Source organism: Nannocystis exedens, from assembly GCF_002343915.1.
In the GTDB taxonomy this organism is placed as follows: domain Bacteria; phylum Myxococcota_A; class Polyangia; order Nannocystales; family Nannocystaceae; genus Nannocystis; species Nannocystis exedens.
Genome location: NZ_NETK01000001.1, coordinates 6,500,835 through 6,522,031, shown reverse-complemented (window position 1 = coordinate 6,522,031; position 21,197 = coordinate 6,500,835). Strand labels below are relative to the sequence as shown.

At 71.4% G+C, this 21,197-nt stretch carries 17 protein-coding genes; 9 read left to right on the top strand and 8 right to left on the bottom strand.

All coding sequences use genetic code 11. The annotated features are described in order from the left end of the window. Nucleotides 1–101 precede the first annotated feature (101 nt). On the top strand, nt 102–860 hold the full coding sequence (locus NAEX_RS25660) for an oxidoreductase (RefSeq protein WP_096330113.1): 759 nt from the start codon (nt 102–104) through the stop codon (nt 858–860). 120 nt (nt 861–980) lie between these two features. Here the strand turns inward: NAEX_RS25660 and NAEX_RS25655 are convergent, their stop codons facing one another. Next, the gene (locus tag NAEX_RS25655; RefSeq protein WP_143140281.1) at nt 981–1,235 is read right to left on the bottom strand and encodes a hypothetical protein; all 255 of its coding nucleotides are present in this window, start codon (nt 1,233–1,235) and stop codon (nt 981–983) included. A gap of 336 nt (nt 1,236–1,571) precedes the next feature. Between NAEX_RS25655 and NAEX_RS25650 the strand changes: the two genes are divergently transcribed. The 5 genes from NAEX_RS25650 to NAEX_RS25630 all read left to right on the top strand — a co-directional run bounded on the left by NAEX_RS25650 (nt 1,572) and on the right by NAEX_RS25630 (nt 9,033). Next, on the top strand, nt 1,572–4,730 hold the full coding sequence (locus NAEX_RS25650; RefSeq protein ID WP_096330111.1) for a serine/threonine-protein kinase: 3,159 nt from the start codon (nt 1,572–1,574) through the stop codon (nt 4,728–4,730). A 190-nt stretch (nt 4,731–4,920) separates the two neighbouring features. Further along, complete coding sequence (locus NAEX_RS53105) at nt 4,921–5,616, top strand: cytochrome c (RefSeq protein WP_096330110.1); 696 nt, start codon at nt 4,921–4,923, stop codon at nt 5,614–5,616. 206 nt (nt 5,617–5,822) lie between these two features. Further along, nucleotides 5,823–6,359 (top strand): monooxygenase, encoded by a 537-nt coding sequence (locus NAEX_RS54245; RefSeq protein WP_338042617.1) that lies wholly within the window; start codon nt 5,823–5,825, stop codon nt 6,357–6,359. 125 nt (nt 6,360–6,484) lie between these two features. Next, nucleotides 6,485–7,099 carry a TetR/AcrR family transcriptional regulator gene (locus NAEX_RS25635; RefSeq protein WP_096330108.1) on the top strand — a complete coding sequence of 205 codons (615 nt, stop codon included), beginning with the start codon at nt 6,485–6,487 and terminating at the stop codon, nt 7,097–7,099. A 209-nt stretch (nt 7,100–7,308) separates the two neighbouring features. Continuing rightward, on the top strand, nt 7,309–9,033 hold the full coding sequence (locus tag NAEX_RS25630) for a DUF6119 family protein (protein WP_096330107.1): 1,725 nt from the start codon (nt 7,309–7,311) through the stop codon (nt 9,031–9,033). Between the two features lie 48 nt (nt 9,034–9,081). Here NAEX_RS25630 and NAEX_RS25625 read toward each other — a convergent pair whose 3' ends face one another. Beyond that, on the bottom strand, nt 9,082–11,265 hold the full coding sequence (locus NAEX_RS25625; RefSeq protein ID WP_096333734.1) for a 3-hydroxyacyl-CoA dehydrogenase NAD-binding domain-containing protein: 2,184 nt from the start codon (nt 11,263–11,265) through the stop codon (nt 9,082–9,084). Between the two features lie 23 nt (nt 11,266–11,288). Beyond that, nucleotides 11,289–12,500, bottom strand: coding sequence for an acetyl-CoA C-acetyltransferase (locus NAEX_RS25620; RefSeq protein WP_096330106.1), 1,212 nt, complete (start codon nt 12,498–12,500; stop codon nt 11,289–11,291). A 132-nt stretch (nt 12,501–12,632) separates the two neighbouring features. Between NAEX_RS25620 and NAEX_RS25615 the strand changes: the two genes are divergently transcribed. The 3 genes from NAEX_RS25615 (at nt 12,633) to NAEX_RS25605 (ending at nt 15,280) form a co-directional block, all read left to right on the top strand. After that, nucleotides 12,633–13,838, top strand: a complete 1,206-nt coding sequence (locus NAEX_RS25615) for an acyl-CoA dehydrogenase family protein (RefSeq protein ID WP_096330105.1) — start codon at nt 12,633–12,635, stop codon at nt 13,836–13,838. Beyond that, nucleotides 13,835–14,848: a phosphotransferase family protein gene (locus NAEX_RS25610; protein ID WP_096330104.1), complete on the top strand. Its 1,014-nt coding sequence runs from the start codon at nt 13,835–13,837 to the stop codon at nt 14,846–14,848. The genes NAEX_RS25615 and NAEX_RS25610 overlap by 4 nt, the downstream gene beginning before the upstream one ends. 81 nt (nt 14,849–14,929) lie before the next feature. Then, nucleotides 14,930–15,280 carry a hypothetical protein gene (locus NAEX_RS25605; RefSeq protein ID WP_096330103.1) on the top strand — a complete coding sequence of 117 codons (351 nt, stop codon included), beginning with the start codon at nt 14,930–14,932 and terminating at the stop codon, nt 15,278–15,280. Nucleotides 15,281–15,283: 3 nt separating this feature from the next. On the opposite strand, the gene NAEX_RS25600 is transcribed toward NAEX_RS25605, so the two are convergent. The 5 genes from NAEX_RS25600 to NAEX_RS25580 all read right to left on the bottom strand — a co-directional run bounded on the left by NAEX_RS25600 (nt 15,284) and on the right by NAEX_RS25580 (nt 21,196). Continuing rightward, nucleotides 15,284–16,738, bottom strand: coding sequence for a coniferyl aldehyde dehydrogenase (locus NAEX_RS25600; protein WP_096330102.1), 1,455 nt, complete (start codon nt 16,736–16,738; stop codon nt 15,284–15,286). Nucleotides 16,739–16,917: 179 nt separating this feature from the next. Next, the gene (locus NAEX_RS25595; RefSeq protein WP_096330101.1) at nt 16,918–18,474 is read right to left on the bottom strand and encodes a long-chain-fatty-acid--CoA ligase; all 1,557 of its coding nucleotides are present in this window, start codon (nt 18,472–18,474) and stop codon (nt 16,918–16,920) included. 12 nt (nt 18,475–18,486) lie between these two features. Next, nucleotides 18,487–18,957 carry a DUF4334 domain-containing protein gene (locus NAEX_RS25590; RefSeq protein ID WP_096330100.1) on the bottom strand — a complete coding sequence of 157 codons (471 nt, stop codon included), beginning with the start codon at nt 18,955–18,957 and terminating at the stop codon, nt 18,487–18,489. Then, nucleotides 18,954–20,048: an NAD(P)-dependent alcohol dehydrogenase gene (locus NAEX_RS25585; protein WP_096330099.1), complete on the bottom strand. Its 1,095-nt coding sequence runs from the start codon at nt 20,046–20,048 to the stop codon at nt 18,954–18,956. Before NAEX_RS25585 ends, NAEX_RS25590 begins: the two co-directional genes overlap by 4 nt. Further along, on the bottom strand, nt 20,045–21,196 hold the full coding sequence (locus NAEX_RS25580) for an acyl-CoA dehydrogenase family protein (RefSeq protein ID WP_096330098.1): 1,152 nt from the start codon (nt 21,194–21,196) through the stop codon (nt 20,045–20,047). Before NAEX_RS25580 ends, NAEX_RS25585 begins: the two co-directional genes overlap by 4 nt. Between the last annotated feature and the right edge of the window lies 1 nt (nt 21,197).

Here is a 21,197-nt window from a genome sequence, read left to right as displayed (position 1 = left end):
AGCCGTGCGGACGATTTCGAAAAATTTCCGGACGACTTCGCATGGCTCGTGCGGATCGCGGACCTTAAGAAGGACGCGTCGTTCTCGACGAAAGGAACATCATGTCCAGCAAGCTCGATCTCTCGAAGGAGTTTATCGGTCGCCGTGCCCTCGTCACCGGAGGCTCGCGCGGCATCGGCGCGGCGATCGCTCAGCGCCTTCTCGATGCTGGCGCCGAGGTCGTGGTCGCCGCGCGCTCGCGCAGCGACGACACACCTGCGGCGGCGACGTTCATCTCCGGCGACGTCCGCACGAGCGAAGGGGTGAAGGCGATCGCCGCAGAGGCGCTCGCGGCCCTCGGCGGCCTCGACATCCTCGTGAACAACGCGGGCGGGTCGCGCGTGTTCCCCGGAGGCTCCGCGACGATCCCGGACGAGGAGTGGCAAGACACCCTCGCGCTCAACCTCTTCGCAGCGCTCCGCCTCACCAACGCGGTCCTGCCGGCGCTCCGCGCGTCGAAGGCCGCCGCGGTCGTGAACATCTCGTCGACGGCAGCGACGATGCCGTTCGGCCCGGTCGCGCATTACGGCGCCGCGAAGGCGGCGCTCGACGCCTACTCGCGCACGCTCGCCGTGGAGCTCGCGTCGAGCGGCATCCGCGTGAACGTCGTGACGCCGGGGCCGGTGGCGACCCCGAGCGCCGACGAGCTGAGGAAGACGTTCCCCGGCATTCCGGCCGAAGCGTGGCCCGAGCAGGTGCCGCTCAAACGCCTCGGCACCCCCGACGACGTCGCGGAGGTCGTCGCGCTCCTCGTGTCGGATCGCGGGAGGTGGCTGACCGGCGGGAACTACCGCGTCGACGGCGGAATGACGGCGCGCTGACGGTCCGGCCTTCCGAGGGCTGCCGACCTCGTCGGCCGCACCCACCACCGCCGGGCTGGCCTCGGAGATCGCCGCGTCGTTGCGTCGTGTCATGATATGTCCTTCCAGACATATGATTATTCACGGGGAATGGCCTGACCCTTCCGCCCGGCGCCTCGGCGCCTCGGCGCTCGTGCGCGCTCCGAGCCGCCTCGCCCGCACTGCCCGGTGCTCGAGCAGCCGGCCGCCAGCGCTCGCGCGGCCGCGCTCGAGCGCGTAGCGGGCCAGGTACTGCAGCCCGAACGCGCGCTCGAACCCGTCGGCCGTGTCGACCCGCCGCATCGACGCCGTCATCGCCGGACGCCACGCGCCGATCGCCTCGATCGCTCGCCCCACTCCCGCCATCGTCGGCAGTCGGTTGCGCAGAACACCGCCTCGGCGGCCCCGCTGCGCGCACCGTGGCGACCGCCCGTTCCCGGCGCCGACGCCGACGCTACCTGCGAGACGACGTACTCCGAGGCTCGCCGTGACCGAGCGCGCGAGCAGCACCGGCTCGACGTCCTCACCGCGAGAAATTCGGCGGCGAGCCCGCGAATCACGCAGCGACAGGAGCCTCCGCCGTTACCTGGCCTTCGACACCCCCGCCGACGTCTCCACGCGGCGCGATCGCGCCCGTGCCGCCGATTGCGCCGCTGCTCCGGGCCGGCCGGCGTGCGATGGTTGCCGCGCCGCATGCGGGAACAGGACCTCGAGGCCACGGCAGCGGCCACGAACACGCGGATCGCCGACACCCTGGCGGCCAGCGGTGACACCTACCCCGCGATCGACAGCGAAGGCGAGCTCGCGCCGGGCGACACGGTCGGCCGCTACATGATCGTCGACAAGCTCGGCGCCGGCGGCATGGGCATCGTCTACGCCGCCTACGACCCGGAGCTCGACCGCCGCGTCGCGCTCAAGTTGCTGCGCCCCGAGCTCGACGGCTCGACGCTGCGCACCGGCGGCGACGCGCGCACTCGCCTGCTGCGCGAGGCCCAGGCGCTGGCCAAGCTCAGCCACCCCAACGTGGTGGCGGTCCACGACGTCGGCGCCGTCGACGAGCGCGTGTGGCTGGCGATGGAGTTCGTCGAGGGCCGCACGCTCGGCGCCTGGTGCGAGCGCCGGCGCAGCGTCGACGAGGTGCTCGCGGTGATGCTGCAGGCCGGCCTCGGCCTCGAGGCGGCACACAAGGCGGGCCTCATCCACCGCGACTTCAAGCCCGACAACGTCATGGTCGCCGCCGACGGCCGCGTGCGCGTGATGGACCTCGGCCTCGCGCGCCGCCCCGCCGCGGCTGCGACCGGCGCCGTCGCGCCCGTCGGCACCTCCGCGCTCGCGGTCGAGGTGACGCAGGCCGGCGCGGTCCTCGGCACGCCGGCGTACATGGCCCCGGAGCAGTTCCAGGGCGCCGAGGTCGGACCCGCGGCCGACGTGTTCGCCTACTGCGTCACCTTCTGGGAGGCGCTCCACGGCGAGCGCCCGTTCGCCGGCGCGACGATGGTCGCGCTGGTCGCTAACGTGATCGCCGGCAAGCGCCGCCCGCCGCCGCCGGGCCGTCGCGTGCCGAAGTGGCTGCAGCGCGCGCTCGAGCGCGGCCTCGCCGTCGAGCCAGGTCAGCGCTGGCCGAGCATGACCGCCCTGCTGGCGGCGCTGACCCGCGGGCGCGCGCGAGCCCGCCTGCGCACGACGGCCGCCGCGCTCGTCGGCATCGCTGCGATCATCGCCTCCGCGTGGGCCTGGCAGCGGGCCGACGTGCGCGCCCGCGAGGCCGCCTGCGAGGCGGCAGGCGCCGGCATCGAGGCGATCTGGCACGACGACGCGCGCGCCCGCGTGCGCCGGTCGCTGATCGACTCGGGCCTCGCCTACGCCGAGGCGACGGCCGACAAGGTGATGCCGTGGATCGATCAGCAGACGTCGGCCTGGCGCACAGCCCGGACCGAGGCCTGCCTCGACGCGCGCGTGCGCGGCGCGTGGGACGGCGAGCTGCTGGCGCGCGCCTCGTGGTGCCTCGACGAGCGCCGGCTCGAGCTCGCGTCGCTGATCGACGAACTTTCGCGCAGCGACGCCCGCGTGGTCCAGAAGGCCGTCGCCGCGGTGTCGGAGCTCGAGCCGATCGCGCCCTGCCGCGACGCCCATCAATTGTCGCGCCTGCCGATGCCGCCCGCCGACCAGCGCGCCGCCGTCCGCGACGTCCGCGAGCACCTCGCTGACGCCCGCAACCTGCAGGCCGCCGGCAAGTACGACGAGGGCCTGCAGGCCGCGCGCACCGCCCTCGCCCGCGCCAAGCAGCTCGCGTGGCCGCCGCTGATCGCCTCCGCGCGCGCCCGGGTCGCCTCGCTGCTGCAGCGCCACGGCCGCTACGCCGCCGCCGAGGCGACCGCCGAGGACGCCTACTTCGAGGCCACCACCGCCGGCGCCGCCGGGCTGGCGTCGGAGATCGCCATGTCGCTGTCACACCTGGTCGGCTTTCAGCGCGCGCGCCACGACGACGGCCGCCGCTGGTCGCGTCACGCCGCCGCGTGGCTGCACGCGCTGGCGCAGGAGGACGGCCTCCCCGGCGCGGTCCGCCTGGCCAAGCTCGGCGACGTCGAGTACGCCGCCGGCGAATACGCCGCCGCGCAACAGTTGTACGAGCAAGCGCTGGCGATCGACGAGCGCCTGCTCGGCCCGACCCATCCTCGCGTCGCCGAGCTGCTCGAGGCGCTCGGTCAGGTCCACGTCGCCGTCGGCCGCTACGCCGAGGCCCAGCCCCTGCACGAGCGCGTGCTGCCGATCCTCGAGCAGGCCTTCGGCCCCGAGCACCCGAGCCTCGCCCTCAGCCTGCTCTCCCTCGCCGGGGTCCACCACGCGCTCGGCAACTACGCGGAGGCGCGGGCGCTGTACGAGCGCGCCCTCGCCATCCAGCGCCGCGCGCTCGGACCGGACCACCCCGACATCGGCGGCACGCTCAACAACCTCGCCAACCTCTTCATGATCACCGGCGCGTCCGAGGAGGCGATGCCGCTGTTCGAGCAAGCAGCGGCGATCCGCGAGAAGGCGCTGGGCGCCGACCACCCGAGCTTCGCCATCAGCCTCGTCAACCTCGGCAACGCCCGCACCGCCGTCGGCGACCACGCCGAGGCGCAGCGGCTGTACGAGCGCGCGCTGGCGATCCAGACCCGATCGTTCGGCCCCGATCACCCCGAGGTCGCGGCCACGCTCAACAACCTGGCGATCGTCCAGCAGACGCTCGGCCAGCGCACCGCCGCGGCAGCCAACTTCCGCCGCGCGCTCACCATCTACGAGCAGGCCTTCGGCCCCGACAACCGCGACGTGGCGATGGCGCTGGCCAACCTGGCCGAGTTCGTCGAGCCCGCCGAGGCGCGGCGCCTGGCCGAGCGGGCCCTGGCGATCCAGGAGAAGTCGCTCCCCGCCGATCACGTCGACCTGGTGCCGAGCCTGTTCCACCTCGGCATGCTCGACCTCGCCGACGGCGCGGTCGCCCTGGCCCACACCCGACTTTCGCGCGTGCTCGCCATCAGCGAACAGGCCGTCGGCCCCGAGGACCCGAGCCTCATCGAGCCGCTGCAGGGCCTCGCCGAGGTCGCGCTCGCCGACGGCCGCCCGCAGGAGGCGCTGGAGCTGGCCACGCGCGCCCGCAAGCTCGACGCCCCCGGCCTGCCGCCGCAACTGCTCGCCGCGTCGAATTTCCTGCTGGCCCGCGCCCTGTGGGACGCCCCGGCCGACCAGGGCCGCGACCGCCCCCGCGCGCTCGCGCTGGCCCGCGAGGCGGCGGTCATGTACCGCGATATCCCAGCCGTCGAGCGCGAACAGGCGGCGATCGCCGCCTGGCTGAAGCAGCACCGCAGGCCGTGAACGGGGCATCGGCCGGCACGGCAATGCACGCGTCACCCACGAACGACGACCGCCGCGCGCGAAAGGACACGCCCGCCCTCGTTCCCGCCTCCGCTCGCGCCCCTGCGCGACCTGAGCCTCGCGCCGGCCACGGGCCCCGCGTCTCTCGCCCCATCGACCCGCCTGGCCCGCGCGCGATATCCTGGCTGCGATGTCTCGCGCGCGCTCGTTCGTGTTCACGCTGGTCGCCCTCACCGCTTGCAACGACTCGTCGAACACGCCGACGACCGGCGCCGACGCCAGCACCAGCGCGGCCACCGACCCCGGCACCGCGGCCACCGACGCCAGCACCGACGGCCCCGCGACCACCTCGACGACCACGGGCGACGACCCGACCACGACCTCGCCGACGAGCACCACCGGCGACCCCGTCGGTCCGACGTATTACCGCGACATCAAGGCGATCCTCGACGCCAAGTGCGCGACCTGCCACCGCCCCGGCGACATCGCCCCGTTCTCGCTGACGAACTACGACGAGGCCGGCATGTTCGCCAAGATCCTCGCCCCCGCGATCGAGAACCGCACCATGCCGCCGTGGCCGCCGGGCGCCGACTGCAATCAGTTCGCCCACGACCGCGGCCTCACCGACGCCGAGCGCGAGCTCGTGCTCGCGTGGATCGCCGCCGACGCGCCCGCGGGCGACCCGGACGACGCCCCCCGCCGCCGGACGACGACGCGCCGCCGATCGCCTACGACGTGCAGCTCGGGATCCCCGAGCCGTTCACGCCGGCCGAGGGGGTCGCCGACGACTACCGCTGTTTCTTGCTCGACTGGCCCAAAGACCAGGAGACCTACGCGACGGCCTTCACGATCGAGCCCGGGGCGCGGGAGATCGTGCATCACGTGATCGCCTTCATCATCCCGCCCGACGAGCTCGCGGACTTCGAGGCGCTCGACGCCGCCGACCCCGGGCCGGGCTACCCGTGCTACGGCGGCCCCGGCGGCGAGGCCAGCCCGCGCGCGCAGTGGCTCGGCGCGTGGGTCCCGGGCGCCAGCTCGGGCGCGCTGCCGGAGGGCACCGGCATCCGCGTCAAGCCGGGCTCGAAGATCGCCATGCAGATGCACTACCACCCGAACGGCGCGCCGATCGCCGACCAGTCGACGATCCTGGTCCGCACCGCCGAGACCGTCGCGCGCCCGGCCCTGCTGCTGCCGATCGCCCACCCCGGCTGGATGGTCGACGCGCCGCCGATGACGATCCCCGCCGGCGAGGCCGACGTCACCCACTCCTTCACCATCGACCTCGGCTCGGTCATCCAGTACCTCTACAAGGACGAGGCCATCGGCGTCGGCAAGCCGCTGCTCGCCCACATGGCCGGCGTCCACATGCACACCCGCGGCGCCCGGGCCAGCCTCGTCGTCCAGAGCGGCGGCAACCCCGAGGCCTGCCTCATCGACGTGCCCCGCTGGGACTTCAACTGGCAGGGCATCTACGAGTTCGCCGCGCCGATCACCATCGAGCCGACCGACAGCGTCCGCCTCGAGTGCCATTTCGATAACTCCGCCGGCGACGCCCCGCTCAAGTGGGGCGAGGGCACCGAGGACGAGATGTGCCTCGGCATGGTCTACGTCAGCACCGACTCGCCATAAACTGTCCGCCCACACATGTTTGAAAAGGCATGTGCGATCGGACAGACTCCGCGCCCCCCGCGCGCCGACGCACGAGCCCGCCGGCTGCGACGGCCGGCGCGAGCGGTTATACTCGGGCCTGAGGCATGGCGAGCGAAGACACCAAGTCGGCCCGGACGCGCGAGCGGATCCTCGACGCCGCCGCGCACGTGCTCAGCCGCAAGGGCTACGCCGGCACGCGCCTGGCGGACGTGGCCGAGGCCGCCGAGGTCCAGGCGCCGGCGATTTATTATTACTTCGAGTCGCGCGACGCGCTGATCGAGGAGGTCATGTGGGTCGGGGCCCACCGCGTGCGCACGCACGTCGAGGAGGTGCTGGCCGCGCTGCCGGCGGGCACGAGCCCCTTCGAGAAGATCCTCGAGGCGGTGGCCGCCCACCTCCGCTACGAGCTGCACATCTCCGATTACACGACCGCGTCGATCCGCAACGCCAACCAGGTCCCCGAACAGCTGCGGGTCCGCCCGGCCGCCGAGGAGGCCACCTACAGCCGGCTGTGGCGCGACCTGTTCGCCCAGGCCCAGGCCGCAGGCCAGCTCCGCCCCGGCCTCGACATCAACGTCTCGCGCCTGCTCCTCCTCGGCTCGATGAACTGGGCCGCCGAGTGGTGGAACCCGCGCATGCGCTCGCTCGCCGACCTGGTCAAGGCGACGCAAGACTTCGTTCGATACGGCATGGGGCACCCGGCGCTGTTCGCCGGGTGAGCCACCCGACCTCTCGCCGCCGGCTCCCGCGCGACATGCCCGGCTTCGTGAGGAGCCGACGCCGCGGGGCCGAGGTCTCGCGGCAGCGCTCGCAGCGGCAGCGCGGCTGACGGGGCGGCCGGACGAGCGGGTCGGCGTGCGGGGAGGTGATCACTGCGCCTCGGCCTCGGCACTACTGTCCGGGCGCCGTTCTTCGCCGCCTCACGGCCATGCCTCTGACCCCGCTTACCATCTATCGTCTCGCCTCCAAGGTGCCGCTGAAGAAGCTCCTGGCGGAGGGTGCAGACGTCACGTTCTGCAAACCCCTCGCACGAGACATCTCGAGCTTCTCGTCCTCCGAGGTCCTCTTCGCGTACGGCCGCTCAGAGCCGGAGCCGATCCCGTGGCTGTCTCTCCTTCAACAGCACTTCGCCGACGTCCCGACGATCAAGGCCCAGTCGACAAGGGGCGTCCTGCTGCTCCGCTCGTCCGGCTCGACCTACGCGCTGCCGTTCGGGGCGGGTGGAGGCTTCCTTATCGACTCGACCCAGATCTTTCGCGGCTGGGGGCGGAGGATTGCGCTCAACCTGCTGTATGACGGCTCGGGACAGCTCATCGACAACGGCAAGGCCCTGCGGCGGGGCCGACGCTCCCAGCTGGGTCAGGGCCTGGTCACCGACGTGCAGGCTTCGAAGGAAGTTCCACTCGACGTCCTGGGCTTCGACTCGGCGCAGGAGATCCTCAAGTCCGTCACCGTCGCTCGACCCCCCAGGACGGGCTGGGGGCGTTACGTCGAGGGCGCAGACGCATTTCGCCTGCGCTGGGGGGGCCTCCTCGCCAACTTGCCCGCTCTCTGCGCCGAGCTCGATCGATTGTATGCCCTCCGGCACTACGAGAAACACTTCGACTTCATCGACGATCTCCACAAGGTGGACGACCACAAGACCCTGCAGGACGTGTGGGCCGAGGCCGCCCGCTTGATCAAGACTCATAAGCTGGACGGCCTGGGGCTGTCTCCGCCGCGTCCGGTGGACCTCGTCACGGCTCAGTTCGCCCTCCTCGGCGTGACCGGCCACGGACAAAAAGGCGGTCATCCGCTGGATGAGTTCAGCGTCGAGAATTACAAGGATATCCTGAAAGCGCTCTCCGCCCTCGCATCACTCGACGCCAACGAGCTCAGGAAGCATCGGTTGCGCTTTACTCCAGAGGACGGTGACTCGTTCGAGGAACCAGTCAAGAATCTCCTCGAGGGAGTGGTCGCCCTCGGAGACGCGACCTACGCCCTGCACGGTGGCGACGTGTACGCTGTGAGAAACACCTTCATCGGCGAGCTCGATGACTTCGTCGACGCGATCGATGCCGACGCAGCAGCCGCGCTCTCGCTCCCGACCTTCAAGTCGGTGCCGATGCGGCAGAAGAAGCAACGGAGCGGCGGAACCATCCCGGCGCGGGATGAGCTCGCCTACAACCAGACGATCGCGGCCGTCCAGAAGGGTCTGTGCATGGACGGCAAGAACGTGATCACGCTGCCCAAGCGGACCACCCCCGTGGAGCTCTGCGATGTCCTGCTCGCGGGACGGGAACTTGTGCATTCCAAGCACGGGACCGGCTCGGGCACTTTGAGCCATCTCTTCGCGCAAGCCTCGAATTCAGCCGAACTGCTGCTCGACAGCGAGGATTTCCGAGCTGCGGCTCGCAAACGAATCCGCGACGTTGCCCGTGGCGCGAGCACTGCTCACGGGCCATTCGAAGCGGCCATTCCGGCCAAGCTGTTGAACGGCAGCGAACACGTCATCACTCTGGTGATCATCACCAACTCGTGGGGCGCAGCCTCCCAGGCTCCCAGGCCGGTCTCCGAGGTGCTGCCGTTCTTCAGCAAGATCAACCTGCGCTCGGCCGTGAAGCGGCTGCGGCAGCGCTCCTTCACCGTGCGCATCGCCCGGGTCCCGCACTGAGCGGTTCGAGGCCGCCCGGCGACCTCGAACCACTCGACCCCCCGCGCATCACTCGTAGCGTTCGCCGCGCTCGGCCTTGGCGACCAGCGAGGCCGGCGGCTCGAAGTGCGGCCCGTACGCCGCCGCCAGCTCGCGCGCCCGCTGCACGAAGCCGCGGAGGCCGCCCTTGTATTGATTGATGTACTGCAGCACCCCGCCGGTCCACGCCGGGAAGCCGATGCCGTAGATCGAGCCGATGTTGGCGTCGGCGGCGGACGTCAGCACCCCGTCGTCGACGCAGCGGACGGTGTCGATCGCCTCGGCGAACAGCATCCGCTCCTGCATGTCGATGAACGGGATCTCCTTGCTGCCCGAATTGAACGCCGCGCGCAGGCCCGGCCAGATGCCGATGCGCTTGCCCGACTCGTCGTACTCGTAAAAGCCGCCGCCGGTCGAGCGGCCCTTGCGGCCGAGCTCCTCGATCATGCGGTCGACCACCGCCTCGGCGCCGTGGGGCACCCACGTCTTGCCCTGGGCCTCCTCGGCCTTGCGGGTCTCCTGGCGGATCTTCTGCGTCAGCGTGATCGTCAGCTCGTCGAGTAGCTGCAGCGCGCCGGCCGGGTAGCCGGCCTGCAGCGCCGCCTGCTCGATCGTCGCCGGCTCGATGCCCTCGCCGACGGCCGCGACCGCCTCGTTGATGAACTTGCCGATCACCCGCGAGGTGAAGAACCCGCGCGCGTCGTTGACGACGATCGGGGTCTTGCGGATCTGCAGCACGAAGTCGAACACCTTGGCCAGCACCGCGTCCGACGTGTTCTTGCCGCGGACGATCTCGACCAGCTGCATCTTGTCGACCGGCGAGAAGAAGTGGATGCCGATGAAGTCGGCCGGGCGCTGCACCCCCTCGGCCAGCAGCGCGATCGGCAAGGTGGAAGTATTCGACCCGAGCACCGCCGCCTCATCGACGAACGGCTCGATCTCTTTAAAAACCTTGTGCTTGAGCTCGACGCTCTCGAACACCGCCTCGATCACGAAGTCGACCCCGGCGAAGTCCTTCGGGTCCTCGGTCGGGTGGATCCGGGCCAGCAGCGCGTCGGACTTGTCCTGCGTCGTCTTGCCGCGCTCGAGCGCCTTCTGCTCGAGCTTGACCGAGTAGTTCTTGCCCTTCTGCGCCGCCGCCAGCGTCACGTCCTTGAGCACGACCTCGATCCCGACCTTGGCCGCGACGTAGGCGATCGCCGCGCCCATCATGCCGGCCCCGATCACGCCGACCTTCCTGGCCTGGAACTTGGGGAACCCCGCCGGCCTGCTCGCGCCGGCGTTGATCTTCTGCAGGTCGAAGAAGAACGCGCCGATCATGTTCTTCGCCACCTGGCCCGTCGTGAGGCTGACGAGGTAGCGGGTCTCGATCAGCGACGCGGTGTCGAAGTCGACCAGCGAGCCCTCGACCGCCGCGGCGAGGGCGGCTCGCGGCGCCGGCATCGGCGCGCCCTTGACCTGCTTGCGCAGGTTGGCGGCCATCGCCGGGAGGACGCTCGAGATCGCCGGGCTCGACGCGCTGCCGCCGGGGATCTCGAAGCCCTTCTTGTCCCACGGCTTGGCGGCGTTCGGGTTGGCGGCGATCCACGCCTTGGCCCGCGGGACCAGCTCGTCGACCGACGCGACCACCTCGTCGACCAGCCCGAGCTCGAGCGCCTCGCGCGGGCTGAACTTGGTGCCGGGCAGGATCACCTGCGTCAGCGCCTTCTGCAGGCCGATCATCCGCACGATGCGGGTGATGCCGCCGCCGCCCGGCAGGAGGCCGAGCGTGACCTCGGGCTGGCCGATCTGGCAGCCCGGCACGTCGGCGACGATGCGGCGGTGCGCGGCCAGGGCGACCTCGAGGCCGCCGCCGAGCGCGGTGCCGCCCATCGCCGCGACCACCGGCCGGCCGAGCTTCTCGAGCCGGCGCAGGTGGTCCTTGACGCGCTCGATGTGGGCGGTCTGCTCGGCCGCCCGCGAGGCGTCGTAGGTGCGCAGGCGATGGAGGTCGCCGCCGGCGAAGAAGCTCTTCTTCGCGCTGGTGACGATCACGCCGGTGATCGACTCGCGCTCCGCCTCGAGCCGCTCGACGCTGGCCGCCATCGACTCGGTGTAGGCGTCGTTCATCGTGTTGACGCTCGAGCTCGGGTCGTCGATCGTGAGGATCACGACCCCGTCGTCGTCGCGCTTCCAGTGGATCGCAGAGGCCTTGGTGTTCGACTCGCTGGTCATCTCGGTGCCCTCGGAGTACGCGCTCACACGCGCTCGATGATGGTGGCGATGCCCATGCCGGCGCCGACGCACAGCGTCGCCAGGCCGTAGCGCAGGTCGCGGCGCTCGAGCTCGTCGAGCAGCGTGCCCAGGATGATGCAGCCGGTCGCGCCGAGCGGGTGGCCCATGGCGATCGCGCCGCCGTTGACGTTGACCTTCTCGGGCGGGACCTCGAGGTCGCGCTGCCACTTGAGCACCACCGACGCGAACGCCTCGTTGAGCTCGAACAGGTCGATGTCGCCGATCTTCAGGCCCGCGCGCGCGAGCGCTTTTTTGGTCGCCGGCGTCGGCCCGGTCAGCATGATCGTCGGCTCGCTGCCGGTCACCGCCATCGACACGATCCGGCCGCGCGGCTTCAGCCCGAGCTGCTTGCCGGCCGCCTCGCTGCCGAGCAGCATCAGCGCCGCGCCGTCGACGATCCCCGACGAGTTGGCCGCCGTGTGGACGTGGTGGATCTTCTCGACCCGGTGGTACTTCTGCAGCGCCACCGCGTCGAAGCCGCCGATCTCGCCGAGCTTGGCGAACGAGGCCGGCAGCGCCGCCAGCGACTGCACCGTCGAGTCGGGCCGGCGGTGCTCGTCGTGGTCGAGCACGAGCACGCCGTTCATGTCCTTGACCGGCACGACCGAGCGCTTGAAGTAGCCGTTTTGCCACGCGTGCTCGGCCTTGCGCTGCGAGCCGACGGCGAACGCGTCGACGTCCTCGCGGCTGAAGCCCTCGAGCGTGGCGATGAGATCGGCGCCGATGCCCTGCGGCACGAAGTAGGCGTCGTACGCGGTGGTCGGATCTTGATGATAGGCCCCGCCGTCGGCGCCGATCGGCACGCGCGACATCGACTCGACCCCGCCGGCCAGCACGAGGTCGTCCGACCCCGACGCCACCTTGGCCGCCGCCGTGTTGACCGCCTCGAGGCCCGAGGCGCAAAAGCGGTTGAGCTGCACGCCGGCGACCGTCTCCGGCAGCCCCGCCACCAGCGCCGCGGTGCGGGCGATGCACCCGCCCTGCTCGCCCACCGGCGACACCACCCCGAGGACGATGTCGTCGATGCGGTCGAGCCGGAGCCCGGGGTTGCGCGGCACCAGCTCGTGAATCAGCCCGACGACCAGGTCGACCGGCTTGATGCCGTGCAGCGCCCCGCCCTTCAGCTTGCCCCGCGGGGTCCGCATCGCGTCGTAGATGAACGCGCTCGTTACCATGGTCGGCAAGCTAGACGACCGGAGAAAATTTTACAACGAATTAAAAAAATCCGGCCGCAGACTTGACTCACGGGGCGCTTGGAGGCAACCCTCGAGTTCGGGCCTGCACCTCCCAGGGCCCGCAGGTGACGCATGGCCATCCGCTTCGACCTCGAGCCGGAGCTCGCCGCGCTGGTCCAGCGCACCCGCGAGTTCATCCGCGACGTCGTCATCCCCGTCGAGCTGGCGTGCAAGGGCTCGCTGCACGACGCGCCCGACGCCGAGGACATCCGCCGACGACTGCAAGCCGAGGCGCGCGCCGCGGGGCTGCTCGCGCCGCACGTCGGGGAGCGCTGGGGCGGCCGCGGGCTCGACGTGCGCGGGCAAGCGAGCGTGTTCGAGGAGGCCGGCTATTCGCTGCTCGGGCCGCTCGCGCTGAACATCTCGGCGCCCGACGAGGGCAACATGCACCTGCTCGAGCGCGTGGCCACGCCGGCGCAACAACAGCAGTACCTGGCGCCGCTCGCGGCCGGCCAGGTCCGCAGCTGCTTCGCCATGACCGAGCCGCCGCCCGGCGCCGGCTCCGACCCGCGCGCGCTGACGACGGCCGCCGCCCGCGTCGCCGGCGGCTGGCGCATCGACGGCCGCAAGTGGTTCATCACCGGCGCGCGCGGGGCCGCGTTCGCCATCGTCATGGCCCGCACCTCCGGCGCGCCGGGCGACCGCGGCGGCGCGACGATGTTCCTGGTCGCGGGCGACAACCCGGGCATGCAGATCGTCCGCGACCTCGACACCCTCGACCACGCCCTGTTCGCCGGCCACAGCGAGGTCCGCTTCGACCATTGCGTCGTCGCCGACGACGCGATCCTCGGCGAGGTCGACCGCGGCTTCGAATACGCCCAGGTCCGCCTGGCCCCGGCGCGCCTCACTCATTGCATGCGCTGGCTGGGCCTCGCGCGCCGCGCCCACGACCTCGCGCTCGCGCACGTGACCACGCGCGAGGCCTTCGGCAGCCGCCTCGCCGAGCTCGGCATGGTCCAGCAGCAGATCGCCGACAACGAGATCGATCTCGCCGCCAGCCGCTCGCTGATTCTGCACACCGCGTGGGTGCTCGACACCGGCGGCGACGCCGGCACGGCCTCGTCGATCGCCAAGACCTTCGTGTCGGAGGCGGTCGGGCGGATCGTCGACCGGGCGATGCAGATGACCGGCGCCGTCGGCACCTCGGGCGACCTGCTGCTGTCGCGCTACTGGCGTGAGGTGCGGCCGTTCCGGATCTACGACGGCCCGAGCGAGACGCACCGCTGGTCGATCGCCAAGCGGAGCGTGTCGTCGTTCAAGAAGCGAGGCCACGCGTGAACCCGCCCGGGCTCGACCTCGCGGCGCTGCACCGCTTCTTCGGCCAGCGCGTCCCCGACTACGGCGGCCGGCTCGACGCGCAACGGATCGCCGGCGGCAAGTCGAACCTCACCTATCGCCTGCGCGACGGGGTGCATGACTGGGTGCTGCGCCGGCCGCCGCTCGGCACGCTCACGCCCAGCGCGCACGACATGGCCCGCGAGTACCGGGTGGTGGCCGCGCTCGGACCGACGCGCGTGCCGGTGGCCCCGGCCGTGCTGCTGTGCGAGGACACCTCGGTGCTCGGCGTGCCGTTCGCCGTCACCGCGTTCGTACACGGTCGCGTGATTCAGAGCGCCGAGGACGCCGCGCGCCTCGGCCCCGACGAGCAGCGACAGTGCGGCTTCGAGCTGATCGATCGCCTGTGCCAGTTGCACGCGATCGATCCGTCGAGCGTCGGCCTCGACAACTTCGGCCGCGCCGAGGGGTACCTCGAGCGGCAGATCCGCCGGTGGCTGGAGCAGTGGGAGCGCGTCCACACGCGCGACCTCCCCGAGCCGGTCGAGCTGGCCGGCCGCCTGCGCCTGGCCCTGCCCGCCCGCTCCGCTCGCAGCATCGTCCACGGCGACTACCGCCTCGACAACGTGATCCTCGCGCCCGACACGATCGAGGTCGCCGCGATCGTCGACTGGGAGATGTGCACCCTCGGCGACCCGCTGGCCGACCTCGGCCTCGCGCTGGTCTACTGGGACCCGCTCACCGAGCCCGTCCTCGGGGTGAAGCACATTCGCCGCGGCGAGAATTCATTCCCCGCGGCAGAGGACCTCGTCGCGCGCTATTCACGACAGTCCGGCCGCGAGCTCGCCGACCTCGACTTCTACGTCGCGCTCGGCTTTTTTAAACTGGCAGTGATCGCCGAGGGCATCCACCAGCGCTACCGTGCCGGCCTGACGGTCGGGGACGGCTTCGCCACCACCGGGGACGCGGTGCTGCCACTGCTGCACGCGGGGCTCGCTCGCCTGTCGACCTGACCGCTCGACCCTCCGCGCCGCGGCGCGGGTTATGATGATCGTGGAGGCTCGCATGTCCGAACCCTCGATCTCGCCCGGTCGATGGATCTTCGCCTGAATCGCCGGGGCCTGTTGCTGGTCCTCGGCTGGTTCGTCGGCGTGATCGACTGGTGGCGGCCGGCGCGCATGTCTTTCGACGAAGTCTCGCCGGCGTTGACGGCCTCGGTGGTGCTGAGCGCCGCGATCTGCCTCGCCGCCGGCGGCCTGCGTCGTTTCGCCGCGTTCCAGGCCGCCGCCTACGGCCTGCTGCTGCTGCTCAAGCCGCTGCTGCGCCCGCGTGCTCCGGCGATCTTCGCCGAAGATCACATGTGGTTCATCCTGTCCGGCCTCGGCCTGCTCGTGCTCGCCGCGGTCATGCTGCGCGCGCTCTCGCGGGATCGAGCATCCGCGTAGCGCTCACCCGCCCATCTCGCGCTTGAGCGTCTTGCGGGTCTTCTCGTTGTAAGGCGGCTTCAGCCCCGCGAGGCCGGCGATGTCGAGCTTCGGCTGCTTGTAGATGGCCTTGGCGTGGCTGAACGTCTTGAAGCCGTCGAAGCCGTGGTAGCTGCCCATGCCGGACGGGCCGATGCCGCCGAACGGCAGGTCTTCCGGGACGCCGTGGAAGACGACGTCGTTGAGCGTCACGCCGCCGGACACCGTGCGCTCGACCACGCGACGCTCCTCGTCGGCGTCGTCGCCGAAGTAGTAGAGGGCCAGCGGGCGCTCGCCGGCGTTGACGTACGCGATCGCCTCCTCCGTGCGGTCGTACGGCACGATCGGCAGGATGGGCCCGAAGATCTCCTCGCGGGTCACCCGCATCTCCGGCGTCGTCTTGCGGACGAGGTGCAGCGGCATCTTGTTGCTGCCCGCGCTTGCGAAGTCCTCGTTGCCCGGGTTGATGGCGATCACCTCGGCGCCCTTGGCCTTCGCGTCGTCGAGCAGGCCTTGCAAGCGCTGGCGGTGGCGGCCGTCGACGATCGACGTGTAGTCGTCGTTGGCGAGCATCGTCGGGTACAGGCGAGCGACCGCCGCCTGCAGCGCGGCGACGATCTGCGCCTCTTTGGCCCGCGGCACCAGCATGTAATCGGGCGCGAGGCACACCTGGCCGGCGTTGAGCAGCTTGCCGGCGACCACGCGCTCGGTCGCGCGGGCGACGTCGGCGCTCTCGCCGACGATCACGGGCGACTTCCCGCCGAGCTCGAGCGTGGTCGGCACCAGGTTGTCGGCGGCGGCGTGGAGGATGTGACGGGCGATGCCGGTGCCGCCGGTGAAGATCAGGTGGTCGAACGGCAGGCCGGCGAACGCCTTGCCGACGTCGGCGCCGCCGAGGATGAACGCGAGCTCGTGCTCGGGGAAGAACTTCGCCGCCAGCTCGCGCATCAGCTCCGCGGTGCGCGGCGTGTGCTCGGACGGCTTGACCATCGCCCGGTTGCCGGCGGCGAAGATCTGCGCGAGCGGATCGAAGGTCAGGTAGACCGGGAAGTTCCACGGCGAGATGACGCCGACGACGCCCTTCGGCTGGTGCTGGACGTGGGCCCGCGCGCCCAGCAGGGCCAGCGGGAAGTCGAGCTTGCGCTTCTCGGGCCGCATCCAGCGGTCGACGTGGGCGAGCGCGTGCTTCAGCGCCTTCACCGACGACATGATGTCGGTGATCGTCGACTGCGTGGTTGAGCGGTGGCCGAAGTCGGCCGACAGCGCCTGGGTCAACTGGCCCTGGTGATTGAACACGAGCTCGAGCGCCCGCCGCAGCCGGTCCTTGCGGATCGCCGCGCCGACCGGCAGCTCGGCGGTGAACGCCTCGCGCTGGCGTCGCAGGACGTCGCGCATGTGCGCCAGGGTCGCTTCATCGCTCGCTGCCTGCTGATTCTCCATGGTGTCTCCTCGCTGCTGCTTCAACAGATGTTGCCGATACACGCGGTCGAGCTCGCCGCGGAGGTCATGATCTCCCGCGCGCGGGACGACTTCAACAACATGTCGTTACCGACTCGCTCGCGCGTGATCGCGGGCTGCGGCCCCCTGCTCGGCTCGCTGCGCCCGCGTCGCCGCGCGCGTCAGCTGACCGCCCGCTCGCGACCTTGCCAGAACGGCGCCCGCAGCTCGCGCTTGAGCAGCTTGCCGGTCGGCGTCCGCGGCAGCGCAGCGACCACCGACGCGCCGACGGGGACCTTGAACTTGGCGAGGTGCTGGCGGGCGAACGCCTGCAGCTCCTGGGCGTCGACGGTGGCGCCGGGTTTGGCGACGACCACGGCGAACGGCGACTCGCCCCACACGTCGGAGGGGATCCCGATGACCGCGACGTCGGCGACGCTGGGGTGCTTCATGAGGATGTTCTCGACCTCGGCGGGGTAGATGTTCTCTCCGCCGGAGATGATCATGTCCTTCACGCGGTCGTGGATGTAGAGGTAGCCGTCGTCGTCGAAGTAGCCGATGTCGCCGGTCTTGAGCCAGCCGTCGACCGTGACCGACGCCGCGGTGCCCTCGGCGTTACGCCAGTAGCCGATCATGTTCTGGCGCGACCGGGTCCAGATCTCCCCTGGCACCCCGACCGGCAACTCGGCCCCCGTGTCGGGCGCGACGATCTTCAGCTCGACCCCCTCGTGCGGCTTGCCGGCCGCGCGCAGGCGGTGGCGATGCGGCCCCTGCGGGTCGTGATCCTCCGGCGGCAACGTGACGATCGCCCCGGTGGTCTCGGTGAGGCCATAGGCCTGCGCGAACTTGCAGCCCATCAGCCGCACCGCGCCCGCCAGCACCGGCTCGCTGATCGGCGAGGCGCCGTAGACGACGAGCTCGAGGCTCGAGAAGTCGCCGGTGGCCGCCGCCGGCACCTGCTGCATGAAGTGCAGCAGCACCGGGACGAGGAAGGCGTGGGTGACCCGGTGCTGGCCGATCAACTCGATCAGGCCGGTCGGGTCGACGTCGCGGACCACCACCGACTTGCAGCCGTGGAACATGCCGACCATCGCCCAGCCGCCGCCGCCGACGTGGAACAGCGGCAGCGCGACCAGGTTGACCGAGTCGCCGGTCACGCCCCACATCTTCGCCGACGTCGGCAACAGGCCGAACACGTTGTCGTGGCTGAGCAGCACGCCCTTCGGGTGGCCGGTGGTGCCCGAGGAGTAGAACTGGAACGCGACGTCGCTGCCCGACGTCACCATCCCCGGGTCGACGTCGGCGCCCGCGTCGCGCCAGGCGGCGTACGACTGCTGGGACTCGCCGCCGCCGATCACCACCAGCGTCTCGACCGCCTCGAGCGCGCCGGCGAGCTCCGCCACCAGCGGCATGAACTCCGCCCCGACCACGAACACCCTGGCCTCGGCGTCGTTGACGATGAACGCCACCTCGCGCGCGGTCAGGCGGAAGTTGACCGCGACCAGCACCGCGCCGAGCTTGGCCGTGGCGAACAGCAGCTCGAAGTACTCGTTGCCGTTCTTGTCGAGGAACGCGACGCGGTCGCCGAAGCCGACCCCGGCCTTTTGCAGCGCGTCGGCGACCCGGTTCGAGCGCGCGTGCAGCTCGGCCCAGGTGAGGCTCTGGTCGCCGCACACGAGCGCGACCCCGTCGGGGCGATCGGCGGCGTGGGTACGGATCACGGACGAGATCGTGGTCATGTCGAACCTCCTCTACGGTGATTGCAGCCGGCGCAGGTAAAAGAACAGCGGCGCGGGGTCGCCCTTGCGGTCCATGACGCCGAGCACCGCGTCGTCGTCGATCTTGCGGAAGTGATCGAAGATCGGGTGCTTGTCGTAGACCATCGTCGCGGTCGCGGCCCCGCGGTAATGCACGAGCCGCAGCGAGGCCTTGCCGAGGATCGGGTTTGCGACGCGGCGGCCGTGCTCGTCGCGGGTGACGATCGGGTCGACGTCGTTGTCGTGGTGGAACGACTTGCCGACCCACCCGATCGCCGTCAGCTGCTGCTCGCCCGGGTGGCCGGTGTGGAACACCCCGCCCTCCCACTCGCCGCGCATGAACGCGGTGTCGATCGGCGGCAGCGCGTCGTACAGGGCGTGCAGCGCGTCGACGTCGGTCTGGGCGCCGCTTGCGATCAGCTCGCGCAGCGCGGTCGTGGCATTCAAGGCAGTCTCTCTCGTCATGTCGACATCCTCAGCACCGGCTTGATGACTCGCCCGGCCAGCATGTCGGCCGCGGCCTCGTTGATCTGCTCGAAGGGATAGGTGGTGACGATCCGCTCGAGCGGCAGCTCGCCGCGCCGGTACCAGTCGACGAGCCGCGGGATGAAGGCGCGCGGGTCGGCGTCGCCCTCGATCGTGCCGCGCAGGCTGCGTCCGCTCGCCATCAAGCGGTTGAGGTCGAGCGTCAGGCTGGCCCCGCGCGCGCTCAGCCCGGCGAGCACGATCCGCCCGCGCGGGTGCAGCGCGTTGTAGGCGGCCTCGATCACCTCCGGCCGCCCGGTGTTGTCGAACGCGAGCGTCAACCCGCCGAGCCGCTTGAGCGCGGCGGCGAGGTCGGTCTGCGCGCTGTCGACGACCTCGGTGGCTCCGAGCGCGCGCGCCGTCTCGAGCCGCCCGGCCCGGACGTCGACGGCGACGATCCGCGCGCAGCCGGCGACCCTGGCCGCCATGATCGCGGCGAGTCCGACGGTGCCGCAGCCGAACACGCCGATCGCGTCGTGCGGCTCGGCCTGCAGGACGTTGACCACCGCGCCGGCGCCGGTCTGTACGCCGCAGGCGAGCGAGGTCATGAGCGGGGCCGGCAGGTCGTCGCCGAGGCGCACGAGGTTGTGCGCCGCCGCGATCGCGTGGCTGGCGAACGCCGATTGCCCGAAGAAGTGCCCGGTCAGCGAACGGCCTGCCTGCGAGATCGGCGACGAGCCGTCGAGGCGGCGCGCGAACAGGTTGAAGTCGCGGGCGTGGCGGCAATACGCCGGCAGCTCGGCCGCGCAGCTCGGGCAGCGTCCGCACGCGCCGAAGCTCATCACCACCCGCTCGCCGACGGCGAAGCGCGTGACGCCCTCGCCGAGCGCGACGATCCGGCCGACGCCCTCGTGCCCGAGCACGGCCGGCAGCGGGGTGCCGTAGTCGTGGTCCTTGGCCGAAAGATCGGTGTGGCAGATCCCGCACGCCTCGACCTCGACCAGCACTTCGTCGGCGCGCGGCCCGTCGAGCTCGACCTCTTCGATGCGGAACGGCTCGCGCGCGCGCGCGACGGCGGCGCGGATCTTCACGCGGTCTCCCCGATCCGCCCGATCAGCCGGTCGGCCAGCCTGGCCCGCTGATGGGCCCCATCGCCGTACAGCACCTCGTTGTGCTTCTGCCGCTTGAACCACAGATGAATGAAGCACTCCCAGGTGAAGCCGATCCCGCCGTGCAGCTGCACCGATCGGCCGGAGCAATACGAGGCCGCGTCGCTGGCCGCCGCTTTGGCCATGCGGGCGCACACCTCCGCCGCCTCGGGTTCGTGGTCGAAGGCACAGGCCGCGTCGTAGACCAGCGAGCGGGCCCCGTCGATCTGCACCATCATGTCGACGAGCGGGTGCTTGACCGCCTGGAAGAACCCGATCGGCCGCTCGAACTGCACCCGCGTGCGCGCGTACTCGGCGGTGGTCTGCAGCTGCCACTCGGCGGCGCCGACCATGTCGGCGGCGACGATCGTCAAGATGGCCGGCTCGGCGGCGACGAGCGCCCGCGCGCCGTCGCCGGGCTCCGCGAGCACTTGCACGTCCGCGACGCCGCGCAGCTCGACGTGGGCCTGGTCGCGCGTGAGGTCGAGGATCGCGTCCGGCACGATCGTCAGGCCCGCAGCGTCGACCTCGACGAGGTAGAGCCCGACCCCGCGCGGCGACTTCGCCTTGACGATCAGCGCCCCGACCTTGCGCGCGTCCTGCACGAACCACGCGGTCCCCCGGAGCGCGCCGGCCTCGTCGACGGCGACGTCGGTGTCCTCGGGCGCCCACGAGCCGCGCCGGTCGGTCGTCGCCAGGCTGACCGAAAGGCCAGCCGCGATCCGCCGCAGCAATCGCCGCGCCGCCTCGGAGTCACAGGCGGCCGCGACGTAAGTCGCACACAACGTCGCGACCAGCGGCGACGGCACCGCCGCGCGCCCGAGCTCCTCCGCGAGGCCGGCGATCGCCACCAGCCCCATCCCGAACCCCCCGTATCGCTCGGGCACCGCGACGGCCGTCCAGCCGAGGTCGATCATCTTGCGCCACAGCGCCTCGTCCCACACGCACTCGGTCGCGCGCGCCGGCTCGGAGCTGGCGGCGGCCAGCCGGTGCAGGGCCTCGGGCGCGCAGTGGTCCTGCAGCAGGCGGCGCGCGGTGTCCTTCAAGATCTGCGCAGTATCGTCGAAGCCGAAGTCGTGCGGTCGAGTCATG

Excerpts from the sequence above, each read along its gene's own strand:
- NAEX_RS25600 (WP_096330102.1), bottom strand. The coding sequence starts at position 16,738 with ATGGAGAATCAGCAGGCAGCGAGCGATGAAGCGACCCTGGCGCACATG.
- NAEX_RS25590 (WP_096330100.1), bottom strand. The coding sequence starts at position 18,957 with ATGACGAGAGAGACTGCCTTGAATGCCACGACCGCGCTGCGCGAGCTG.
- NAEX_RS25625 (WP_096333734.1), bottom strand. The coding sequence starts at position 11,265 with ATGACCAGCGAGTCGAACACCAAGGCCTCTGCGATCCACTGGAAGCGC.
- NAEX_RS25660 (WP_096330113.1), top strand. The coding sequence starts at position 102 with ATGTCCAGCAAGCTCGATCTCTCGAAGGAGTTTATCGGTCGCCGTGCC.
- NAEX_RS25605 (WP_096330103.1), top strand. The coding sequence starts at position 14,930 with ATGGATCTTCGCCTGAATCGCCGGGGCCTGTTGCTGGTCCTCGGCTGG.
- NAEX_RS25620 (WP_096330106.1), bottom strand. The coding sequence starts at position 12,500 with ATGGTAACGAGCGCGTTCATCTACGACGCGATGCGGACCCCGCGGGGC.
- NAEX_RS25615 (WP_096330105.1), top strand. The coding sequence starts at position 12,633 with ATGGCCATCCGCTTCGACCTCGAGCCGGAGCTCGCCGCGCTGGTCCAG.
- NAEX_RS25630 (WP_096330107.1), top strand. The coding sequence starts at position 7,309 with ATGCCTCTGACCCCGCTTACCATCTATCGTCTCGCCTCCAAGGTGCCG.
- NAEX_RS25635 (WP_096330108.1), top strand. The coding sequence starts at position 6,485 with ATGGCGAGCGAAGACACCAAGTCGGCCCGGACGCGCGAGCGGATCCTC.
- NAEX_RS25595 (WP_096330101.1), bottom strand. The coding sequence starts at position 18,474 with ATGACCACGATCTCGTCCGTGATCCGTACCCACGCCGCCGATCGCCCC.
- NAEX_RS25580 (WP_096330098.1), bottom strand. The coding sequence starts at position 21,196 with ATGACTCGACCGCACGACTTCGGCTTCGACGATACTGCGCAGATCTTG.
- NAEX_RS25650 (WP_096330111.1), top strand. The coding sequence starts at position 1,572 with ATGCGGGAACAGGACCTCGAGGCCACGGCAGCGGCCACGAACACGCGG.
- NAEX_RS54245 (WP_338042617.1), top strand. The coding sequence starts at position 5,823 with ATGCAGATGCACTACCACCCGAACGGCGCGCCGATCGCCGACCAGTCG.
- NAEX_RS53105 (WP_096330110.1), top strand. The coding sequence starts at position 4,921 with ATGTCTCGCGCGCGCTCGTTCGTGTTCACGCTGGTCGCCCTCACCGCT.